The sequence below is a fragment of the Pseudomonas sp. GW704-F2 genome (assembly GCF_059423025.1).
This window is the reverse complement of sequence record NZ_JBWKXO010000034.1, coordinates 43,659-63,766: the sequence shown is the minus strand read 5'-3', so window position 1 is coordinate 63,766 and position 20,108 is coordinate 43,659. Positions and strand designations below refer to the sequence as shown.

20 protein-coding genes are annotated in these 20,108 nt (G+C 60.1%); 10 read left to right on the top strand and 10 right to left on the bottom strand.

All coding sequences use genetic code 11. The features are described 5' to 3' along the window. Window positions 1–82: 82 nt before the first annotated feature. Together AC07W0_RS23830 and AC07W0_RS23825 are read right to left on the bottom strand one after the other, a co-directional pair. Entirely contained in the window at window positions 83–367 is a 285-nt protein-coding gene (locus AC07W0_RS23830; RefSeq protein WP_017848888.1) for a type II toxin-antitoxin system RelE/ParE family toxin, read from the bottom strand. After that, entirely contained in the window at window positions 357–599 is a 243-nt protein-coding gene (locus tag AC07W0_RS23825; RefSeq protein WP_017848887.1) for a CopG family ribbon-helix-helix protein, read from the bottom strand. The genes AC07W0_RS23830 and AC07W0_RS23825 overlap by 11 nt, the downstream gene beginning before the upstream one ends. A gap of 1,770 nt (window positions 600–2,369) precedes the next feature. Here AC07W0_RS23825 and AC07W0_RS23820 point away from each other — a divergent pair. The 3 genes from AC07W0_RS23820 (at window position 2,370) to mqo (ending at window position 5,194) form a co-directional block, all read left to right on the top strand. Beyond that, complete coding sequence (locus AC07W0_RS23820) at window positions 2,370–2,735, top strand: DUF6124 family protein (RefSeq protein WP_102618393.1); 366 nt, start codon at window positions 2,370–2,372, stop codon at window positions 2,733–2,735. Between the two features lie 139 nt (window positions 2,736–2,874). Further along, window positions 2,875–3,096 (top strand): hypothetical protein, encoded by a 222-nt coding sequence (locus tag AC07W0_RS23815; protein ID WP_017848883.1) that lies wholly within the window; start codon window positions 2,875–2,877, stop codon window positions 3,094–3,096. Window positions 3,097–3,547: 451 nt separating this feature from the next. Beyond that, window positions 3,548–5,194 carry a malate dehydrogenase (quinone) gene (gene mqo, locus AC07W0_RS23810; protein WP_102651115.1) on the top strand — a complete coding sequence of 549 codons (1,647 nt, stop codon included), beginning with the start codon at window positions 3,548–3,550 and terminating at the stop codon, window positions 5,192–5,194. 84 nt (window positions 5,195–5,278) lie between these two features. Here the strand turns inward: mqo and AC07W0_RS23805 are convergent, their stop codons facing one another. Then, window positions 5,279–5,950 carry an NADPH-dependent F420 reductase gene (locus AC07W0_RS23805; protein WP_017848881.1) on the bottom strand — a complete coding sequence of 224 codons (672 nt, stop codon included), beginning with the start codon at window positions 5,948–5,950 and terminating at the stop codon, window positions 5,279–5,281. A 99-nt stretch (window positions 5,951–6,049) separates the two neighbouring features. Here AC07W0_RS23805 and AC07W0_RS23800 point away from each other — a divergent pair, with 99 nt between their 5' ends. After that, window positions 6,050–6,946, top strand: coding sequence for a LysR family transcriptional regulator (locus tag AC07W0_RS23800; RefSeq protein ID WP_102618391.1), 897 nt, complete (start codon window positions 6,050–6,052; stop codon window positions 6,944–6,946). 176 nt (window positions 6,947–7,122) lie between these two features. Continuing rightward, window positions 7,123–7,452, top strand: a complete 330-nt coding sequence (locus AC07W0_RS23795; RefSeq protein WP_046490468.1) for a YXWGXW repeat-containing protein — start codon at window positions 7,123–7,125, stop codon at window positions 7,450–7,452. A gap of 7 nt (window positions 7,453–7,459) precedes the next feature. Here AC07W0_RS23795 and AC07W0_RS23790 read toward each other — a convergent pair whose 3' ends face one another. The 4 genes from AC07W0_RS23790 to AC07W0_RS23775 form a co-directional block, all read right to left on the bottom strand. Next, complete coding sequence (locus AC07W0_RS23790; protein WP_017848878.1) at window positions 7,460–7,855, bottom strand: type II toxin-antitoxin system VapC family toxin; 396 nt, start codon at window positions 7,853–7,855, stop codon at window positions 7,460–7,462. Beyond that, window positions 7,852–8,109 (bottom strand): AbrB/MazE/SpoVT family DNA-binding domain-containing protein, encoded by a 258-nt coding sequence (locus tag AC07W0_RS23785; protein WP_026140263.1) that lies wholly within the window; start codon window positions 8,107–8,109, stop codon window positions 7,852–7,854. Before AC07W0_RS23785 ends, AC07W0_RS23790 begins: the two co-directional genes overlap by 4 nt. A gap of 165 nt (window positions 8,110–8,274) precedes the next feature. Continuing rightward, window positions 8,275–9,648 (bottom strand): nucleotide 5'-monophosphate nucleosidase PpnN, encoded by a 1,374-nt coding sequence (ppnN, locus tag AC07W0_RS23780; RefSeq protein ID WP_046490470.1) that lies wholly within the window; start codon window positions 9,646–9,648, stop codon window positions 8,275–8,277. Between the two features lie 149 nt (window positions 9,649–9,797). Next, complete coding sequence (locus tag AC07W0_RS23775) at window positions 9,798–10,622, bottom strand: aspartyl/asparaginyl beta-hydroxylase domain-containing protein (protein ID WP_102618390.1); 825 nt, start codon at window positions 10,620–10,622, stop codon at window positions 9,798–9,800. A gap of 320 nt (window positions 10,623–10,942) precedes the next feature. On the opposite strand from AC07W0_RS23775, the gene fabV reads away from it, so the two are divergent. Together fabV and AC07W0_RS23765 are read left to right on the top strand one after the other, a co-directional pair. After that, window positions 10,943–12,136, top strand: coding sequence for an enoyl-ACP reductase FabV (gene fabV, locus AC07W0_RS23770; protein ID WP_046384297.1), 1,194 nt, complete (start codon window positions 10,943–10,945; stop codon window positions 12,134–12,136). Between the two features lie 176 nt (window positions 12,137–12,312). Next, window positions 12,313–12,936 carry an HAD family hydrolase gene (locus AC07W0_RS23765; RefSeq protein ID WP_102618389.1) on the top strand — a complete coding sequence of 208 codons (624 nt, stop codon included), beginning with the start codon at window positions 12,313–12,315 and terminating at the stop codon, window positions 12,934–12,936. On the opposite strand, the gene AC07W0_RS23760 is transcribed toward AC07W0_RS23765, so the two are convergent. Then, window positions 12,933–13,838, bottom strand: coding sequence for a LysR family transcriptional regulator (locus tag AC07W0_RS23760; RefSeq protein ID WP_017848872.1), 906 nt, complete (start codon window positions 13,836–13,838; stop codon window positions 12,933–12,935). The two genes, AC07W0_RS23765 and AC07W0_RS23760, sit on opposite strands and share 4 nt — an antisense overlap. Before the next feature lie 103 nt (window positions 13,839–13,941). On the opposite strand from AC07W0_RS23760, the gene AC07W0_RS23755 reads away from it, so the two are divergent. Continuing rightward, window positions 13,942–15,111 (top strand): aspartate aminotransferase family protein, encoded by a 1,170-nt coding sequence (locus AC07W0_RS23755; RefSeq protein ID WP_102618388.1) that lies wholly within the window; start codon window positions 13,942–13,944, stop codon window positions 15,109–15,111. 118 nt (window positions 15,112–15,229) lie between these two features. Here the strand turns inward: AC07W0_RS23755 and punR are convergent, their stop codons facing one another. Further along, window positions 15,230–16,144, bottom strand: coding sequence for a DNA-binding transcriptional activator PunR (gene punR / locus AC07W0_RS23750; protein WP_102618387.1), 915 nt, complete (start codon window positions 16,142–16,144; stop codon window positions 15,230–15,232). A 122-nt stretch (window positions 16,145–16,266) separates the two neighbouring features. Here punR and punC point away from each other — a divergent pair, with 122 nt between their 5' ends. Further along, a complete protein-coding gene (gene punC, locus AC07W0_RS23745; RefSeq protein WP_017848869.1) occupies window positions 16,267–17,451 on the top strand; it encodes a purine nucleoside transporter PunC in 1,185 nt (394 codons plus the stop codon). Between the two features lie 123 nt (window positions 17,452–17,574). Here the strand turns inward: punC and AC07W0_RS23740 are convergent, their stop codons facing one another. After that, entirely contained in the window at window positions 17,575–18,408 is an 834-nt protein-coding gene (locus AC07W0_RS23740; RefSeq protein WP_046490483.1) for a hypothetical protein, read from the bottom strand. A gap of 158 nt (window positions 18,409–18,566) precedes the next feature. On the opposite strand from AC07W0_RS23740, the gene AC07W0_RS23735 reads away from it, so the two are divergent. Further along, a complete protein-coding gene (locus AC07W0_RS23735; RefSeq protein ID WP_102618386.1) occupies window positions 18,567–20,069 on the top strand; it encodes a nucleobase:cation symporter-2 family protein in 1,503 nt (500 codons plus the stop codon). Window positions 20,070–20,108 lie beyond the last annotated feature (39 nt).

Below are 20,108 nucleotides of genomic sequence, written 5' to 3'. Positions count from 1 at the left end.
GGGGATCTGAGTTTGCGGGGCGAATGGGGCGTAGTTTATCAGGGATGGATCTTGGGTGTGCTGGAGGTGTGTTCCGCGGCATTCACCACTTCGAACGGGGACGTTGCCGTGTGTGGAATACGCCGAGGATCTGCAGACGATCACCGCGTATGCGATAGGGGATCAGATAAGACCAATTGGGTACTGCCCATTCGCGCGTGTTTGTGACTCGACCTTCACGGCCCATAGAGGGAAACTGCGCCAGTTTGTCGACGCTGGCGAAAATGGCATCGGAGAAGTCGTCAGCTGCTTTGGGGTTTTCGAGAGCTATATAGTTTGCTTCGTCTTCCAGATTTTTGAGTGCTTTTTCAAGCCACTCAACCCGCATTCCGGCTCCAGCGCCTGGCGCGCATGGCTGCTACCTGGTCATCGGTGGCAAATTTGCCCTGGTCGGCTTCTTTCACCGCCAGCTCGATTTGAGCGGTTAGCGTTTTTTCGTGCTCGATGTAGTCGCGGAGGACGTCCATCGCCAGGTAGGTCGCAGTCTGGCCGTTGGTTTTGGCCAAGTCGGCGAGAGAGTTGGACAGGTCTTCCGGCAGGTTTAGGGATATCCCGGTCATGACAGCCTCGAAGGTGGAAGGTTATGGAGCATCTTACACCGTGGAACGCTGGGTTGAATCAGCAGGTCGTCGTGAGGTGTGGCTGGGCTTTTACTCTGCCAGCTCGAAGCCGGGTGCCGGGTATCGTAGTCTGGCTTCGATATCGGCAAAATAATTAGCAGGTGATGAGGCGGCTTTTTGCTGTCTGGTGATTAGCTTTTTTTCAGCGATGTTATAAATAAATCTGTCCTCTTTTCGCCAGTGGTTATCAAGAAGGGTGAACGGATTACTGTTTATCTGGGAAAGGAAGGCCCTCGAGTCAACTGAGATACATAAAACCGATCAGACGTGCTGGTAAGCCAGTCCTGCAGAAGGTGATGTTCACGCCTACAAAAAGAGGCCCCCGCACCTAGTCCAGGTGTGGGGGCTTTTTTTACATAAGCAGCGTTATTCGCAGGCGCTAGTGGCATTAATCCTGAGCAGGTAGAAGTGAAAGGAAATCACCGCCACCGGTAATGGCTATATGATATCTTCTGGCTATATTCATACATTCACAGCTGTGTCTTTAACACAGCGTCAGCAGATGAAAGGAGACGTCATTATGGGTTTTTGGAGCGATATGGATGAATTGGTCTTCGGTCCCCCAGGCGTGGCTGGTGGCTTATTCGGGGACGCTATAGACGCAATTTGTGAGAATCCTCTGACCACAATCGGTGTGGTAGCTGCAACAGTTGCAACAGGCGGTATTGCCTTTGTGGCCGCACCTGCCATCGCCACTGCTGTTGGCGGTGCCGGCCTTTTAGGGGCAGCCAGTACTGGCACAGCTATCAGTACCCTCTCCGGGGCGGCACTCACTAACGCATCACTAGCCGCGCTAGGTGGCGGGGCGGTTGCTGCAGGCGGCGGCGGAATAGCTGCTGGTACTGCGGTAGTAGCTGGCACGGGCGCATTGACGGGCGCGGCCGTGTCAGGTGGCGTAGCTGCAGCTACCAGTTGAATACATCAAGGAGCACTTTACGTGCTGGCGTCCCTACCGTTGTCGGTAGCCCGCTCTATTCGACGGACGCTTAAAAAAATCCCGCTAATCAGCGGGATTTTTGTTTATGGAGCCTGAGGATATTCCGTCCTTAACGACACCAGCGCGAAGACAAAGTGCTTGTTAAAGAACTGGAATCCCCAAAAGCTACCGCCATCGTCTTCCAGCAAATATTTGTATACAAAAGTAGTTCCATTGAGCTCCGCGCGCTCAATATCGACATGGTTCGTAAAGCTTGCGTCTCTTGATGGCGCTGGAGGCCAGGTGTTTCGAGGTCTGTAGAATTAGCCGTGCCAATCCATCATCGGCGCGACAGAGAAACGGCGGGAAAGTGGAGCTGTCTGTAGGGACATTGGCAATCTGAGTCAACGAGGCGAATGGCGCAGTTTATCAGGGATGTCTCTTAGGTGTCGGGGAGGTGTATTCCGTGACCTTCACCACTTCGAGCGGGGGCGTTGCCGGGAAATATCCCACACTTTTCTCAGCTTGCCCCTCAGACCTCTCATAACTAACCTCTTCAAGCCGCTGCCAACTCAGCGGCCGGATGTGGAAGTCCGATCAAGCTGAAGGCGCTCAATCGTCCATAAACACCTACCGGCGTTTTTTTACGTCTGTATGATTGCGTTATGGCGGCTGTGCGCGGGGCACTTCGGTGCGCCGGGTCCTTTAGCCCTGGTCTTCCACACCTGCGTACAGCTGCCACCCTCATGTGGAAGTGAGATGGGCAGTTCCTGAAACGCTAAAGGAGCTTCGCCATGTACAAGGTCACACCTAATCCGCCTTATGCTTCAAACGCTTTACCCGCTGACGCCAAGCTTCATGCTGCGGCTCAACGAGCGATTCCTCATTACTTGCCACCCTCTGAAGACGAATCACCGCTCGAACACCCAACCCACAACCTATTCCTCGTCAGCCCCGACATAGACACCGAAACCCTCCTGGCCAACGCTTCCGAAAACCTCGCGTCCGCCAGCGAAATGGCCGCTACCGTGGCTTTCAACCTCGACGAGTCCCAGCGCTCCATTGTCTTGGGCATTCAGCAACTGATCGACCTGAGTGCGCTACTCGTTGACCGGGCCCATGACCAAGTCGCTCGTGTCATCAGCCCGGCTACAGCCTGACAATCGACCTCCGCCGCCTTACCCCAAGGCGGCAACCTGAACCCATTCTGTCTTCTGGCGAAGTTTCATCATTCCCTGTGCCGTTGAGGCCTACGATCATCTCTATGGGAAACCCCCGAACCCACAGGGAACTGAAAAAATGATCTCGAACCTTGTCAAAGTCGTGATGATCGCCGGCGCGTTGCTGTTGAGCGCTTGTTCGTCGGATTCGTCGGGCGTGAGTCGCGACCCTTGTTTTACAGGGGGATGCCAGGCGTTTGGTGACCACAGCCCCAACAAGGCCGCCAAGATGAATTTTGGCGGCAGTGGGCTGGGTAGTAGTTATGGTGAGTATGGTTCTGGGTTGTTGCAGGATGACTGATGGGGTGGTGGGACAGTCAGAGATGTGTTGATTGAACCGCCGCTATCAAATAGCCATGTCTGTGACGTCACGTCGCGTCTGTCAGGCTTGACACTCACCCCGATCAGCCTTGCCAAAACGCCTATTTTAGAGCTGTCAATTAGCCAAACAGCGCATGATCGCCGGTTGGCGTGATATTCTGCGCGCCATCTCGGTCTAGTCTTTCTCCGGAACGTACACCCGTATACGTCCCGGCGGCTGGCTGTCGCCCAGGTAGCTGAAGCCAATAATGATAAGAAGTCAGCGCAGAAGGGACATAAAAGTGAGGTCGATACGTCGGCCTTGTGTGCCCACCCTGCGGTCCTTGAGTGAATGTGCAAACCCGGCGCTGCGTTGCCTGACGCCGCGTGATTGAGGGTTGCCCGGGCTCAGAGGCAGTGGGGCGGATGGCGTTTTATCATAGGTGCTACTGATGTTTAAGAAAGTAAACACGGCCCTGCTGGGGCTGGCTTTGTCGATGGGGATCACGTCCGTTCATGCGGAAGAGGCAAAGAAAGTCGATGTGCTGCTGATCGGCGGCGGCATCATGAGTGCGACCCTGGGTGTCTGGCTCAACGAGCTGGAGCCGGGCTGGTCGATGGAAATGGTCGAGCGCCTCGACGGCGTCGCCGAAGAAAGCTCCAACGGCTGGAACAACGCCGGTACCGGTCACTCGGCCCTCGCCGAGCTGAACTACACCCCGGAAGACAAGAACGGCAACGTTGAGATCCCGAAAGCGGTCGAAATCAACGAAGCGTTCCAGATCTCCCGCCAGTTCTGGTCCTGGCAGGTCCAGCAGGGCGTGCTGAAGAACCCGCGTTCGTTCATCAACTCCACTCCGCACATGAGCTTTGTGTGGGGCGATGACAACATCAAGTTCCTGAAAAAGCGTTACGAAGCCTTGCAAGCGAGCCCGCTGTTCGCTGGCATGCAGTATTCCGAAGACCCGGCGCAGATCGCCAAGTGGGTTCCGCTGATGATGGAAGGGCGTGACCCGAACCAGAAAATCGCGGCCACCTGGAGCCCGCTGGGTACGGACATGAACTTCGGCGAGATCACCCGCCAGTTCGTCGCTCACCTGCAAACCACGCCTAAGTTCGACCTGAAACTGTCGAGCGAAGTGCAGGACATCACCAAGAACGCCGACGGTTCGTGGCGTGTCAGCTACAAAAACCTGAAAGATGGCAGCAAAACCGAAACCGACGCCAAGTTCGTGTTCATCGGCGCCGGCGGCGGTGCCCTGCACCTGCTGCAAAAGTCGGGCATTCCTGAAGCCAAGGAATACGCGGGCTTCCCGGTGGGTGGTTCGTTCCTGGTGACCGATAACCCAACCATCGCCGAGCAGCACCTGGCCAAGGCCTACGGTAAAGCTTCGGTGGGCGCGCCGCCGATGTCGGTGCCGCACCTGGACACCCGCGTGCTGGATGGCAAGCGCGTGATTCTGTTTGGCCCGTTCGCGACCTTCTCGACCAAGTTCCTGAAGGAAGGCTCGTACCTGGACCTGCTGACCAGCACCACCACCCACAACATCTGGCCGATGACCAAAGTCGGTATTCGTGAATACCCGCTGGTCGAGTACCTCGCCGGGCAACTGATGCTGTCGGATGACGACCGCTTCAAGGCACTGCAAGAGTACTTCCCGAACGCCAAGCAGTCCGACTGGCGCCTGTGGCAAGCCGGCCAGCGTGTGCAGATCATCAAGCGTGACGAAGAGCAGGGCGGCGTGCTGAAACTCGGCACCGAAGTGGTCAGCTCCGCCGACAACACCATCGCCGGCCTGTTGGGTGCATCGCCAGGCGCGTCGACCGCGGCACCGATCATGCTGACCGTGCTGCAGAAAGTGTTCAAGGACAAGGTCGCGACTCCGGCCTGGCAGGAAAAACTGCATCAGATCGTGCCAAGCTACGGCACCAAGCTGAACGACAGTCCTGAGGCTGTTGCCAAGGAATGGGCCTACACCGCCGGTATCCTGCAACTGACTCCACCACCAGCGATTCCGCAGATGACCGCTCCCAAGGCCACCGAGGCTGCCAAGCCTGCGACTGAGCCGAGCAAACCGGCGTCTGATCTGGCGCTGTAAGACCAGGCCCTGAGACTGGGGCCGATCGGTCAAAAAAAGCCCGCTGAGCCGATAACGCTCAGCGGGCTTTTTGTGGGCGCGTGTTTATGCGCGGGGGTGGGTGCGTTCCACCGCAGGCAGTTCAACCGTTCGTTCGGCTGCCGCCAGCGCCGCCGTCAAGCCGGCTCGGTCCAGCACAACGCAATAGGCCGGTTTGGCCCGCTCGAAGCGCCAGCTTTCATCCAGCCCACCGGCATCCACGGCGTCGAAACCGAGTTCGTCGAGTAACTGGATCACTTGCGCTTTCGCCGCGGCGTCATCCGCCGCCACCGGCAGTGCGCGGCGGTCGGGGGCGCCGTGAGGGCGGGCGTCCCGCGTCAGGTCCGGTGCAAAGATCGCGTTGAATACCTTCACCACATGGGAATGCGGCAAATGCTCGGCGAGCAGCCGGCTGGTGGTGGTTTCAAAACGGTCCAACTCAGGGATATGCCCGTCGCGCTCTGGGTAGTAATTGTTGGCGTCCATCACTGTTTTGCCTTCCAGCCACTGCGCGGGCACGCTGCGGTAATGTTCCAGGGGGATCGCCACGAGGACCACGTCGCCAAATCTGGCTGCGTCTTGCGCGCTGCCCACTTTAACGCCCCAGATGCCGCTGAGTACGCTGCTCATGGACTGCGGGCCGCGGGAGTTGCTCAACATCACTTCGTGACCGGCCGCCAGCGCCAGTTGGGCCACCGCGCGTCCGATGAAACCTGCTCCAATCACGCCAATCTTCATGGCCTTGCTCCTGCAAAGTAGGGGAGCGGTTATGATGATTAACAATCACGGGGTGATAAACGAGCGTATTGGCGTGAGTGTCGTTACTGGGAGTTTGGAATGATGGACCGTCTTTCGAGCATGAATGCCTTTGTGGTCGCCGCCGAGTTGGGCTCGTATGCGCGAGCCGCCGAGCGTTTGAATATGTCGGCGCAGATGGTGGCCAAGCATGTCACGGCGCTGGAGCAGCGCCTGGGCGCGAGCTTGCTCAATCGCACCACGCGCCGACAAAGCCTGACGGAGTTGGGTAGCGCGTACTACGAGCGCTGCAAGCATATCCTGACGGAGGCTGAGGCCGCCGATTCCCTGGCGCAGATCATGAATGACACCCCACGCGGCACGCTGAAAATCACCGCCCCGGTGACCTTCGGCTCCTACAGCCTGATGCCCTTGGTGACCGCGTTTTTGCGTGACAACCCCGATGTGAACATCGACCTGCACCTCACCGATCGTTTCGTCGACCTGGTGGAGGAAGGCTACGAAGCCGCCTTCCGCATTGGCCCCCCGGCGATCACTGGGCTGACCGCCAGGCCATTGGCGCCGTACCGTCTGGTGGTCTGTGCGGCGCCGGCCTACCTGGCGGCACGAGGCACACCGCTGTGGCCGGCGGACCTTCAACAGCATGAATGCCTGGGCTACGCCTTCTGGTCACGCCCGGCGGATCGCGAATGGGTGTTCTACCAGGGCTCGGTCCCGCACACCGTGCAGGTTGCCAGCCGTTTGCAGATCAACGAAAGCAGGGCCTTGATGTCGGCCGCGCTGGATGGGTTTGGCATTGTGCTCGGCCCGGAAGATTTTCTGCGCCCGGCCCTGGCCAGGGGCGAGTTGGTGCGAGTGCTGCCGGACTTTGACGCGCCGAGCCGGCCCATGCATTTGGTCTACACCGCCAACCGCCAGCGTACCGCCAAGTTGCGGCGTTTTGTCGAGGCTGTGCTGGAGCGCTTTGGCCCGGTTTGAGCGTTCAAATCGCGACCCGGCCTTCTGTCTGTTCCTCGGGATGCACTGTCGGCAGGTTCAGCAACCCGACAGACACCACCTGTTAAAAAGTACCCAGGCCTTGCAGGAGCGCGGCTGGAACAAGGGGGCATTTTTTACTGAGGCAGGTGTGGGGCGTTAGCGCCCGAGGGGTTTGTATGTTGCTACGTTATGCAGCATTGGCGGCCATGGTCGTCGCGGCGTCCGGGTGTGTGCAAGAGCGTGTCGTGCATGAGCGTCGACCGGTAGAACGTGAGTATGTGGAAGTGGTCGCGCCACAACCGCCGCCGATGCAAGTGATCGAAGTCGAGCCGGCGGTGCGTGAAGGTTATGTATGGTCACGCGGGTACTGGCGTTGGGACGGTGGACGTTATGTGGCGGTACACGGCCATTGGGAGCCGGTGCGCGAGGGCTACCGTTATGTGCATCCGCATTGGGTGCAACGAAATGACGGTTACCACTGGCAGCATGGTGGCTGGGTTCGCTGAACCCCGCTCAGGCCAGTCGCTTCATGCCCGCGCTCTTGGCCGCATCAAGGTCAAAGGTGGCGGTGTACTCGCAGCCGGCTGCGTGGGCGCAGCGCGCTATCAAACAGTCGGCGAAATCGGCTTTGTTCGCCGAAAACCGCCGGAGCGCCTGCCAGATGATCTCGGCATGCTCGACGATCAATTCACGGGTTCGCAGCAGCGTTTCCAGCACCGCCACCACATCGCTCTTGGCTGACTGGTAGCAACTTTGTAGCACCCATACCAACTCCACCACCGACACCAGGCTGACAAAGCCTGGCGACAGGGTGGTGAGGGATTCGATCAGCTCGGATGCCTTGGCGGATTGGACCGGATCATCCTGGGTGACATAGCGCACCAGCACATTGGTATCCAGGCCGATCATCGGGCTTTCGCTCCCTGTGCCGCAATCGCGCGGTTCATGTCCTCGATGGAAATGGCCTGGGCAGGCTTGCGGATCAGCCCCTTGAGGTCGTGAACGGTTTTGCTCGCGGCAATAATGGAAAATTTGCCGTCTTCCATTTCGACGAATTCAACCCGGTCTCCCGTTTCCAGGCCCAGGGCTGTCCTGACCTGGACGGGGATGGTGATTTGTCCTTTTGAAGTCAGCGTGGCGGTCGCCATATTGAAGGTCTCCATCGTGATGCTCCTTACATTAGGGTAAGGCGTCTGGGAGAACAAGATCCGTTGGTCCATAGGTCGCTCCTCGGTGTGGGTCAGTCGGGCTTCGTAAAAACGATAGCCCGACGTCTCCCGCCGACAAGCCTGAACACAAGGTTAAAGCGCTACAGCATGTGTGCTGACTTATTGCACCACGCGGTAACACGGCACATATGCCGCGCCACCCGGCAACTTCATGCGGTGCTGGGCGACGAACGCCTGCAGCAGTTCATCCAGCGGCTTCATGATGGCCGGGTCGCCATGGATCTGGTAAGGGCCGTTCTGCTCGATCAGGCGAATGCCCTTGTCCTTGACGTTGCCCGCCACAATCCCCGAGAACGCGCGACGCAGGTTGGCCGCCAGTTCATGGGGCGGCAGCGCGTGGCTCAGTTGCAGGCTGGCCATGTTTTCGTGGGTCGGGTCGAACGGGCGCTGGAAGCCTTCGTCGATCTTCAACAGCCAGTTGAAGTGGAACGCATCGTTACGCTCGCGGCGGAACTGCTTGACGGCCTTGAGCCCGGCGGTCATCTGGCGGGCCACTTCGGCCGGATCGTCGATGATGATCTGGTAGTGCGCCTGCGCGGCCTCGCCGAGGGTGGCGCCGACGAATGCGTGCAACTGTTGCAGGTACGGTGCGGCGTGCTTTGGCCCGGTGAGGATGACCGGGAACGGCAGGCCGCGGTTGTCCGGGTGCATCAGGATGCCCAGCAGGTAGAGGAACTCTTCCGCCGTGCCGGCGCCGCCCGGGAAGATGATGATGCCGTGGCCGACGCGCACGAAGGCTTCCAGGCGCTTCTCGATGTCCGGCAGGATCACCAGCTCATTGACGATCGGGTTCGGTGCTTCCGCAGCGATGATGCCCGGCTCGGTCAGGCCCAGGTAGCGCCCGCCGTTGATGCGTTGCTTGGCGTGGGAAATGGTCGCGCCCTTCATCGGGCCTTTCATCACGCCGGGGCCGCAACCGGTGCAGACGTCGAGGCTGCGCAGGCCCAGTTCGTGGCCGACTTTCTTGGTGTATTTGTATTCTTCGGTGTTGATCGAGTGCCCGCCCCAGCACACCACGATCTTCGGCTCGACACCCGGGCGCAGCGTGCGCGCGTTGCGCAACAGGTGGAACACGTAGTCGGTGATGCCCTGGGAGTTGCTCAGGTCGATGCGCTGGCTGTCCAGTTCGTTCTCGGTGTAGACGATGTCGCGCAGGGCGCTGAACAGCATTTCGCGGGTGCTGGCGATCATTTCGCCATCGACGAAGGCGTCGGCCGGTGCGTTCAGCAGTTCCAGGCGCACGCCGCGATCCTGCTGGTGGATACGCACTTCAAAGTCTTTATAGGCGTCGAGGATGGTCTTGGCGTTGTCGATGTGCGCGCCGGTGTTGAGGATGGCCAGGGCGCACTGGCGGAACAGGGTATAGATGCTGCCGGAGCCGGCTTCGCTCAGTTGCTGGACTTCACGCTGGGAGAGTGTTTCGAGGCTGCCCTTGGGGCTGACGGAGGCATTGATGACTTGACGTTGGGGCATTCTGATTCCTTGAAAGCACAGCCACCGCGCCCGTCATGGGGGCGATGGCTTGAGAAGAATGGGCGCCGGATACGGTCGCACGAGACGGCTATTTTCGCTGGCCCGCAGGCGCTACGCAAATACTGTCCAGCCCCATCATGCCGCAGAACCTACTGGATCAGCTTCCAGTTTTTGTAGAAAACCCGACGCAGCGTGAACACCAGGCCGGCAAACCCTGTGATCACGGCATTGAGGACGGCGGGCAACGCGGTCGGCCGCACGATATCAATGAACAGGCAGTAGCGCTTGGCATCGTTCTTGTTGAAGGACGCATGCATCAGCGTGTCATCGAAGATAAACAGTGGGTCGTCGTGCCAGTAATGCTTGTGTTTGCCCACCTGGATGTACACGCCCTCATGGTGAGGCGCCGGCGCCATGTTATAGAGCACCCGGAACATCATGCGCAGGGGGCCGAAGTGGAAGGAGGTCGAACGGTTTTCGTTGAACACCGACACGCCGATGGTCTTCACGAACGGCAATTTCTTGCGCAGTTCCGGGATGTCCAGGGTGGTTTCGATCGGCCGGCCGTACCATTGGAAAAACAGCATGCCGCGTTTCTTCTCGGTCATGCGTTCGTCCAGGTAGCCGATGATTTCATCCTTGTGGGCCATGGCGTCGTCGATCACCTGTTGCAGGTCTTCACGCCAGGCGGGCGGCAGCTCGCGCATCGTGTAGACGTGGCGGTTGCGGCTGCTCAGCAGGTCGAACAGGGTGTTGAACGGTGCCAGCAGCCAGGTATTGCGGCCGCTGCCGATGAAGTATTTCTTGAAGGTGTCGCGGTCATACAGGCCGTTACGCAGGAAATCATAAATACCGCAGACCAGCACGAGGCCGAGGAACACCACGGTGGTCAGGGGAAAGAGGTAAATAATCAGCAGGGTGCCGAATGCCCAGGCGAACGACACGGCTTTTTTGCGTAACGCAGATTGACTCATGAAACTCAGCTCCAGCTGGACGCCATTCGACAGGTCTATATGCGTGGCTGCGAGTGGTGGGGTTGCGAAACATATTGAAACAACCTCGTCATGATAAGGCGTTCCCAGGTCGATGGGCGTTTTAAATATTACGAAATTGTGAAGAGCTGACACAGTTTTTAACCCTCGGCGCGGCTTGCGCGGCGCGTTTTGGATTGGATTTTGTAAACAGAAGATTTGCGACTATCGTGACGCTTCGGTTTTTTGGACGTCATAGACCGGTACGATTACGTTGAATGGCCACCATTGGCCTTCGGCACCTTGGAAGAGGCAGAAATTTTATGATCATCAAACCGCGGGTTCGTGGCTTTATCTGTGTGACCGCTCACCCTGTTGGCTGTGAAGCGAACGTCAAGGAACAGATCGACTACGTCACCCAACACGGCGTCATCGAAGGCGGCCCGAAAAAGGTGCTGGTCCTCGGTGCTTCCACCGGTTACGGCCTGGCCGCGCGCATCAGTGCTGCGTTTGGCTGCGGCGCCGATACCCTGGGCGTGTTTTTTGAGAAAGAAGGCGAAGAAGGCAAGCTGAGCTCCGCCGGCTGGTACAACAGCGCCGCGTTCGAGAAGTTTGCCGTCGAAAAAGGCCTGTACGCCAAGAGCATCAACGGCGACGCGTTCTCTGACGAGATCAAGCGCCTGACCATCGAGACCATCAAGAAAGACCTGGGCAAGATCGACCTGGTGGTCTACAGCCTGGCCGCGCCACGCCGCACCGACCCGCAGGGCGTGGTGCACAACTCCACGCTCAAGCCGATCGGCAAGGCCGTGACCCTGCGCGGGATCAACACCGACAAGGGCGTTGTCGTTGACACCACCCTTGAGCCGGCCACCCAGGAAGAAATCGACGGCACCGTGAAAGTCATGGGCGGCGAAGACTGGCAGCTGTGGATCGACGCCCTGCGTGAAGCGGACGTGCTGGCCGAAGGCGCCAAGACCACGGCGTTCACCTACCTCGGCGAGAAGCTGACCCAGGATATCTACTGGAACGGCTCCATCGGCGAAGCCAAGAAGGACCTGGACAAGAAAGTCCTGACCCTGCGCGACAACCTGGCCGCACTGAAGGGCGACGCCCGCGTGTCGGTGCTCAAGGCTGTGGTCACCCAGGCCAGCTCGGCGATCCCGATCATGCCGCTGTACCTGTCGTTGCTGTTCAAAGTGATGAAAGAGCAGGGCACTCACGAAGGTTGCATCGAGCAGGTCTATGGCCTGTTCAAGGACAGCCTGTACGGCCGCGAGCCGAAGCTCGACGCCGACGGCCGCCTGCGTGCCGACCTGGCCGAGCTGCAACCGAAAGTCCAGGACGCCGTGGCTGCGCTGTGGAATCAGGTCACCGACGACAACGTCAACGAGATCAGCGATTTTGCCGGCTACAAGGCTGAGTTCCTGCGCTTGTTCGGCTTTGAGATCGACGGCGTGGACTACGAGGCTGATGTGAATCCGACCGTGAAGATCAACGGTCTGGTCCAAGCCTAAACACCCTCGAAAAACATGTGGGAGCGGGCTTGCCCGCGATTGCAGTGGGTCAGCCGAAACCTCCGGCACTGACAAACCGCCATCGCGAGCAAGCCCGCTCCCACATTCGTTGTGTGTAAAGCCATCGCGATCTGCCAGACTCCATCCGCTATCAACTCACGCTAACGGAGGATCTGATGACGATTCGTGCAGTCGTTTTTGATTTTGGCGGTGTCCTGTTCGATTGGAGCCCGCAGCACCTGTACCGCCAGCTGATCGCCGATGATGAGGAGCGGCAATGGTTCCTCGACAACATCTGCACCCAGGCCTGGAACACCGAGCAAGACGCCGGTCGCACCCTGGCCGAGGCGACGCGCAGCCTGGTCGCGCAATATCCCCAGCACGAACCCTTGATCACGGCCTACTACGACCGCTGGCATGAAATGTTGCACGGGCCGTTGCCCGAGGGCGTGGCCATTCTCAAGGCGCTGCATCAGGCCGACATGCCGCTGTTCGGGCTCACCAATTGGTCGGCCGAGACGTTCCCCTATGCGCGGGCCAACTACCCGTTCCTGCAGTGTTTTCGCGACATCGTGGTCTCCGGCGAGTTGAAGCTGATCAAGCCCGATGCCGCGATCTATCACGCCAGCCTCGACCAGGTGCGTGCTCATCTGCCGGATATCCAGCCTGCCGAAGTGGTGTTCATCGATGACGTCGCGGGCAATATCGACGCGGCCATCGCCCTGGGCTGGCAAGGCATTCACCACGTTTGCGCCGAGCGCACCGCTGAGCGTCTGCGTGAATTGGGCGTGGGCTTTTAGCGCGCCCATTTCTCCAGGGCAAAATCCACGAACGCCCGCAGTTTAGGCAGGCGGTAACGATCCTGGCCGTACAGCAAATGCATGGGGCGGCGAGGCAGTTGATAGGCGGTCAGCAAGGCCACCAGCTTCCCGCTCTGCAGGTCGGGCTGCACCAGGGCATCGGGCAGCATGACGATGCCCATGCCTTGCACCGCCGCCTGGCGCAGGGCTTGCGAGCTGTTGATGGTCAGCGAGCCGGACACCGGAATCTCCACTTCGCCGTCCGCGTCGCTCATGCGCCACAGTTTGTCGGCGTTACGCCAATCGTCGCCGGATGGGTAGGCGAAGGCCAGGCAGTCGTGTTGTTGCAGATCCTCGGGCGTTTGCGGCGTGCCGCGTCGCGCCAGGTAATCCGGCGCGGCGCACAGGGTGATGGTGTAGTCCTGCAGGGGCCGGGCGATCAGGCTTGAGGGTTCCAACTCGCCCAGGCGGATGGCCACGTCGAAGCCGCTGTCGACCAGGTCCATGCGTTGATTGCTGAGCACCACGTACAGCTTGATCAGCGGGTAACGTTGGGAAAATTCGCTCAAGGCCGGCGCCAGGCGTTCGGTGCCGAAGGCGGGCGGGGCGGTGATGCGCAGGGTGCCCTTGGGCACGTCGCTGTGGGCCTGTTCGGCCAATTGCTCGGAGTCGGCCACCAGCCCCAGCACTTCCAGGCAGCGCTGGTAATACTGCCCGCCGAATTCCGTGAGGCTTTGCTTGCGCGTGGTGCGCTTGAGCAGGCTGACCCCCAGGCGTTGCTCCAGGGCGCGCAAATGGTTGCCGACCATGGTGGTCGACATCCCACTGGCATGGGCCGCGGCGGTCATGCTGCCGGTCTCGACCACTTTCACATACACCGACATCGCCTGGAACAGATCCATTATCAAGCCCTGATTTAAAGTCATTGCAGGAAAGCACAGTTTATCCAGCTTGGGTGGCTAACGATACTGGACCCATCCCAACCCAGCACTGGAGCTTGCCACCATGACCGCCGCTTGCCTGATGACCACTTACCAACCCTTGGCCTTGAGCTTTGCGCGTGGCCTGGGCACGCGCCTGTGGGACCAGCAGGGGCGCGAATACCTGGACGCCGTGGCAGGCGTGGCCGTGACCAACGTCGGACACTCCCATCCGAAACTGGTGACAGCCATCAGCGAACAAGCCGGGTTGCTGTTGCACACCTCCAACCTCTACAGCATCGATTGGCAACAACGCTTGGCCCAGCGTCTGACCCAACTGTCGGGCCTCGATCGTGCGTTTTTCAACAACTCCGGCGCCGAAGCCAACGAGACCGCGCTAAAACTGGCGCGGCTGCACGGCTGGAAAAAAGGCATCGAGGCGCCGTTGGTGGTGGTGATGGAAAACGCCTTCCACGGCCGCACGCTGGGCACCATGGCGGCCAGCGACGGGCCTTCGGTACGCTTGGGGTTCCAGCGCTTGCCGGGGGATTTTCTCAAAGTCGGCTTCGGCGACCTGGCGGCGCTGGAGGCGATCACGCAAACGTTCGGCACGCGCATCGCAGCAGTCTTGCTGGAACCGATCCAGGGCGAAAGCGGGGTGCAAGTGGCGCCGCCGGGTTACCTGAAAGCCCTGCGCGCTCACTGCACGCGCCACGGCTGGCTGATGATGCTCGATGAAATCCAGACCGGCATCGGCCGCACCGGCGCCTGGTTTGCCTTCCAGCACGAGGGCATCGTGCCGGACGTGATGACCCTGGCCAAAGGCCTCGGCAACGGCGTGCCCATCGGTGCCTGCCTGGCCAGGAACGTGGCGGCCGACTTGTTCACCCCGGGCAGCCACGGCAGCACGTTCGGCGGCAACCCATTGGCCTGCCGGGTGGGTTGCACCGTGCTGGAGATCATTGAAGAACAAGGCCTGCTGCAGAACGCCGCGCAACAGGGCGAGCGCTTGTTGGCCCGCTTACGGGTGGAGTTGGATGAGCACCCGCAGGTCCTGTCGATTCGTGGCAAGGGCTTGATGATAGGCATCGAGCTGGCAGACCCGTGTCGCGAGCTGGCCCTGCGCGCCGCCGAGGAACATGGGTTGTTGATCAACGTGACGCGGGGCAAGGTGATTCGCCTGCTGCCGCCGCTGACCCTGGAGGCCAAGGAGGTCGAGATGATCGTGCGGGCCATCACCCGCTTGCTGGATTGAAATGAGATCCCCTGTGGGAGGGTGCTTGCTCCCGATGGCGGTGTATCAGTCGAGCAATCTGCAACTGACACACCGCCATCGGGGGCAAGCCCCCTCCTACAAGGGATTCCGGTGATCTTCAGTGGTCACTCCCATTCAACCACTCTTGGTTCATCGTCTCGCTATCCCCCAGGTAGTCCAGCAACCAACTCATCGCCGGGGACAGTTTGTTCTGTGCCCAGGCCACGCATGACGGGCTGGCCGGGAACGGCCTGTGCAGTTGCAGCGCGACCAACTCACCACGTTCGATCCACGGCAACACCTGATGCGCCGGCGCCATGCCGACGCACAGGCCGTCGCGCAGGCAGTCAATGGCCGAGGCCCAGTTCGGTACCACCAGCCGGCGCTGGTTATCCAGGGTCCAGGTATCGCGCTTGGGCAGGTTGCGCGAGGTATCGGTCATGCACAGGGACGCGAACGGGCGCAGTTGATCGTCACTGAGCAAACCATCCAACGCCGCCAGCGGGTGTTTCGCGCTGACCACGCACAACCAGTTCAACAGGCCCATATCGCGAAACGTGAAGTGACTCGCCACCGGCACCGCGCTGGTGGCGCCGATCACGATGTCGGTGCGCTCATCGGCGAGGGCGTCCCACACGCCGTTGTACACCTCGTACTCCAGCAGCAATTCCACGTCAGGGAACTGCCGATAGAAATCCAGCACCAATTGCCGGCAGCGCTGGGGTTTGACGATGGAGTCCACCGCGACCTTCAACTGGCCGCTCCAGCCATTGGCCACTTGCTGGCACAGGCGCCGTGTACCGAGCATGGTTTTCATCACGCCGCGGGCTTCGTCTATAAATAGACGGCCGGCCGCGGTGAGCTCGACGTCGCGATGGCGCCGCACGAACAAGGGCACGGCCAGCCACTCTTCCAACTGACGCACCGTGTAGCTGATGGCCGACGGCACGCGGTGCAATTCCTGGGCGGCGGCGCTGAAGCTGCCATGGCGTGCGACGGCATCGACCACATCCAGGGAGTATTCGGACCACATGGCAGTTGCCTTCAAATTAATTGATAGAAGTGTCCAATTATTATCGCTTCACAGAGAGGCTGCCAGCTTCATAATGGGCAGCAGTCAGCAAATAGTTTGATGGCAGGTTCAACAAGGCTTCAATGAAAAATTCTTTTGGTTTCACCTGGTACCTGGCGGGGCTGAGCATGCTCGGTTATCTCGCCATGGACATGTACTTGCCGGCGTTCGGCGCCATGGGCGAGCAATTACACATCGGCGCGGGCGCGGTGGGCGCCAGCTTGAGTATTTTCCTCGCGGGCTTTGCCGTGGGGCAGTTGTTGTGGGGGCCGTTGTCTGACCGACTGGGGCGCAAACCGATCCTGCTCACGGGCCTGAGCCTGTTCGTGCTGGGTTGCGTCGGCATGTTCTGGGTCGAGACCGCCACGCAGCTGCTGGCACTGCGTTTTATCCAGGCGATTGGCGTGTGTTCCGCCGCCGTGAGTTGGCAGGCACTGGTGATTGACCGCTACCCGGCCGACAAGGCTCACCGCGTGTTCGCCAGCATCATGCCGCTGATGTCGTTGTCGCCGGCCCTGGCGCCGCTGTTGGGGGCCATGGTGCTGAATCACTTCGGCTGGCAGGCGATTTTCGCGGTGTTGCTGGGCGTGTCGCTGCTGTTGCTGCTGCCGACTCTGTTCCTGCGCACGGCGCCGAAACGGCTGGCGGAGGAAGGCGAACCGACGCGCCTCGGTTACGGACAATTGCTCGGCTCGCGCGTGTTCACCGGCAACGTCATGATCTTTGCTGCCTGCTCCGCCAGTTTCTTCGCCTGGTTGACCGCCTCGCCATTCATCCTCGGCGATATGGGTTACAGCCCGAATGACATTGGCCTGAGTTATGTGCTGCCGACCCTCGCGTTCCTGATCGGAGGCTACAGCTGCCGCAGCGCGTTGCAGCGATTCCAGGGCAAGACGCTGTTGCCCTGGCTGCTGGTGGCCTACTGCATCAGCATGCTGGCGTTGTACCTGGTCGCCACCTTGAGCGTGCCGACCCTGACCACCTTGCTGATTCCGTTCTGCCTGATGGCGCTGGTCAACGGCGCGAGTTATCCCATCGTGGTGGCGAATGCGCTGATGCCGTTTGCGGAAAACTCCGGCAAGGCAGCGGCGCTGCAAAACACCCTGCAACTGGGCCTGTGTTTTCTCAGCAGCCTGTTGGTGTCGTCGATGCTCGAGCAGCCGCTGCTGATCACCGTGATCGTGATGCTGGCGACCGCGCCGTTGGCGGTGCTGGGTTACTGGTTGGCGCGGCCGAAAACCGATGATTCGCAGTTGGCGAATGCTTGATCTGACAGGTGGGCGCTGGATTGCCTGCGCTGCGCTGCATCAGGTTTACCGAGCCGATGCGATCGCAGGCAAGCCAACCCCCACACTTGATTGCGGCTTTTTCAGTGTCTTGAGCGGTAGATCCTAGAACGTCACTTCCATATTCAGCGTGGGTGTCGACGTGCGACTGCCCCGACCGCCGTCCACACCGAACTTGTTATGCCAGTACTCGTAGCCCACTCCGAGGTACAGGTTCGGCGTTACGCGCTTGCCGGGTCGCACCGCGACCATCAGCGCGCTACGCATCAGCGTTTCCGCTGCGGTATCGCGGCCGTGGAAGTCCTCGCCCTTGTTGCCGACATGGTTGATAAACCCCTGGAACTTGGCCGCGTGGCTGCCGATCTCGAACGGACGCATCCACGTCAGGTTGAGCATATAGGTGTCGTCGAAGGTATGGTCCGACTCTTTCGCGCCGGGAATCCCGCTGTGATTGCGTTCTTTGTAATACATCAGGCTCAGGTCCAGCACGCCGACGGTGTTGAACTTCAAGGTCGGGCCGAGCACCAGCGCGCGTTTTTTCGCCGAGGCAAAGTTGTTGTTGCGGTTGGCATCGAAGCCCAGGGTCAGGGCGTAGTCCTTGATCAGCCCGGTGCCCAACGGCGTATCGAAAACGCGAGAGGCATACAACTGGTGTCGGTATACCGCATACACCTCACTGCCGCCGTGGTCGGTGCCCTTGCGCGGGTCGCGGCTGTCGGACAAAAACACATCGAGGTTCAGAAAGTTGCTGCCGTACTGGTAGCCACTGGCGTGGGTGACGCTGTAGATGCGCTTGCTGAATGCGTCGGGGTTGTTCGGGTTGGTGAATTGCTGGCCGTAGCGAAATCCTACGCTGTTGTTCTTCCATTCCAGCGCGACAGCCTCCCCGCCGCCGAGGAGGGTCAATGCAACGGTTGCGCCCTGTAATGCCTTTTTCATTGTTTTAGGTCCTATGGCGTTCTGGCTCATGACGGCCGGATTGTTTTTGTAACGCCGGTGGAGGGTATCTTGTCCGAATGATTGTATACAACTCTATGGACATCTAGTCTCGGTATTGCATACAGTGGCGCCACAACAAAAACAGAGAACCCCTCACCATGACTATCCCGAAGGCGTCATCGCAACGACCCGAAGATGAGAATCTCGGCGTCGCCGCCAACATGGCTTACGGCCTGCAGCATGTGCTCACCATGTACGGCGGCATCGTTGCCGTACCGTTGATCGTCGGCCAGGCGGCCGGGTTGTCGCCGGCGGATATCGGCCTGTTGATCGCCGCGTCGCTGTTTGCCGGTGGCCTGGCCACGTTGTTGCAAACCCTTGGCCTGCCGTTCTTTGGTTGTCAGTTGCCGCTGGTGCAGGGCGTGTCGTTTGCCGGCGTGGCGACGATGGTGGCGATTGTCGGCAGTGATGGCGCCGGTGGGGTGCCGGCGATTCTCGGGGCGGTGATGGCTGCGTCGTTTATCGGGCTGCTGATCACGCCGGTGTTCTCGCGGATCACCCAGTTTTTCCCGCCGTTGGTGACCGGCATTGTGATCACCACCATCGGCCTGACGCTGATGCCGGTGGCCGCACGCTGGGCCATGGGCGGCAACAGCCGTGCGGCGGATTTCGGCAGCATGGCGAACGTCGGCCTGGCCGCGTTGACCCTGTTGCTGGTGTTGTTGCTGAGCAAGATTGGCAGTGCGACGATCTCGCGGTTATCGATCCTGCTGGCGATGGTGATCGGCACCGTGATTGCGGTGTTCCTGGGCATGGCGGACTTTTCCGGCGTGACCCAGGGGCCGATGTTCGGCTTCCCCACACCGTTCCATTTCGGCATGCCGACCTTCCATGTGGCCGCGATCATTTCCATGTGCATTGTGGTGATGGTGACGCTGGTGGAGACTTCGGCGGACATCCTGGCCGTGGGCGAGATCATCGACACCAAAGTCGACTCCAAACGCCTGGGCAATGGCTTGCGTGCCGACATGCTGTCGAGCCTGTTCGCGCCGATCTTTGGTTCGTTTACCCAGAGCGCGTTCGCCCAGAACGTCGGCCTGGTGGCGGTCACCGGGGTGAAAAGTCGTTTTGTGGTCGCGACAGGCGGGTTGTTCCTGGTCGTCCTCGGCCTGCTGCCGTTCATGGGGCGGGTGATTGCGGCAGTGCCGACCTCGGTGTTGGGCGGTGCCGGAATCGTGTTGTTCGGCACCGTGGCGGCCAGCGGTATTCGTACACTGTCCAAGGTGGATTACCGCAACAACATGAACCTGATCATCGTGGCCACGTCCATCGGTTTCGGCATGATCCCGATTGCCGCGCCGAGCTTCTACGATCATTTTCCCAGCTGGTTCGCGACCATTTTCCATTCGGGCATCAGTTCGTCGGCGATCATGGCGATCTTGCTGAACCTGGCGTTCAACCACTTCACCGCCGGCAATTCGGACCAGCAGTCGGTGTTTGTGGCCGGGACTGAGCGCAGCCTGTGTTTCCAGGATGTGGCCGTCTTGCGCGAAGGCGATTACTTCAGGGGCGGCAAGCTGTTCGATGCCGAAGGCAAGGAGATTCCAGTGGTGGCCGAGGTGCCGAGAAAAGCCGCGAAGGTCGAGACCAGCGAGGCTTGAAACGGTGGCAGCGGGTTTGCTCGCGATGGCGGTCAGGCG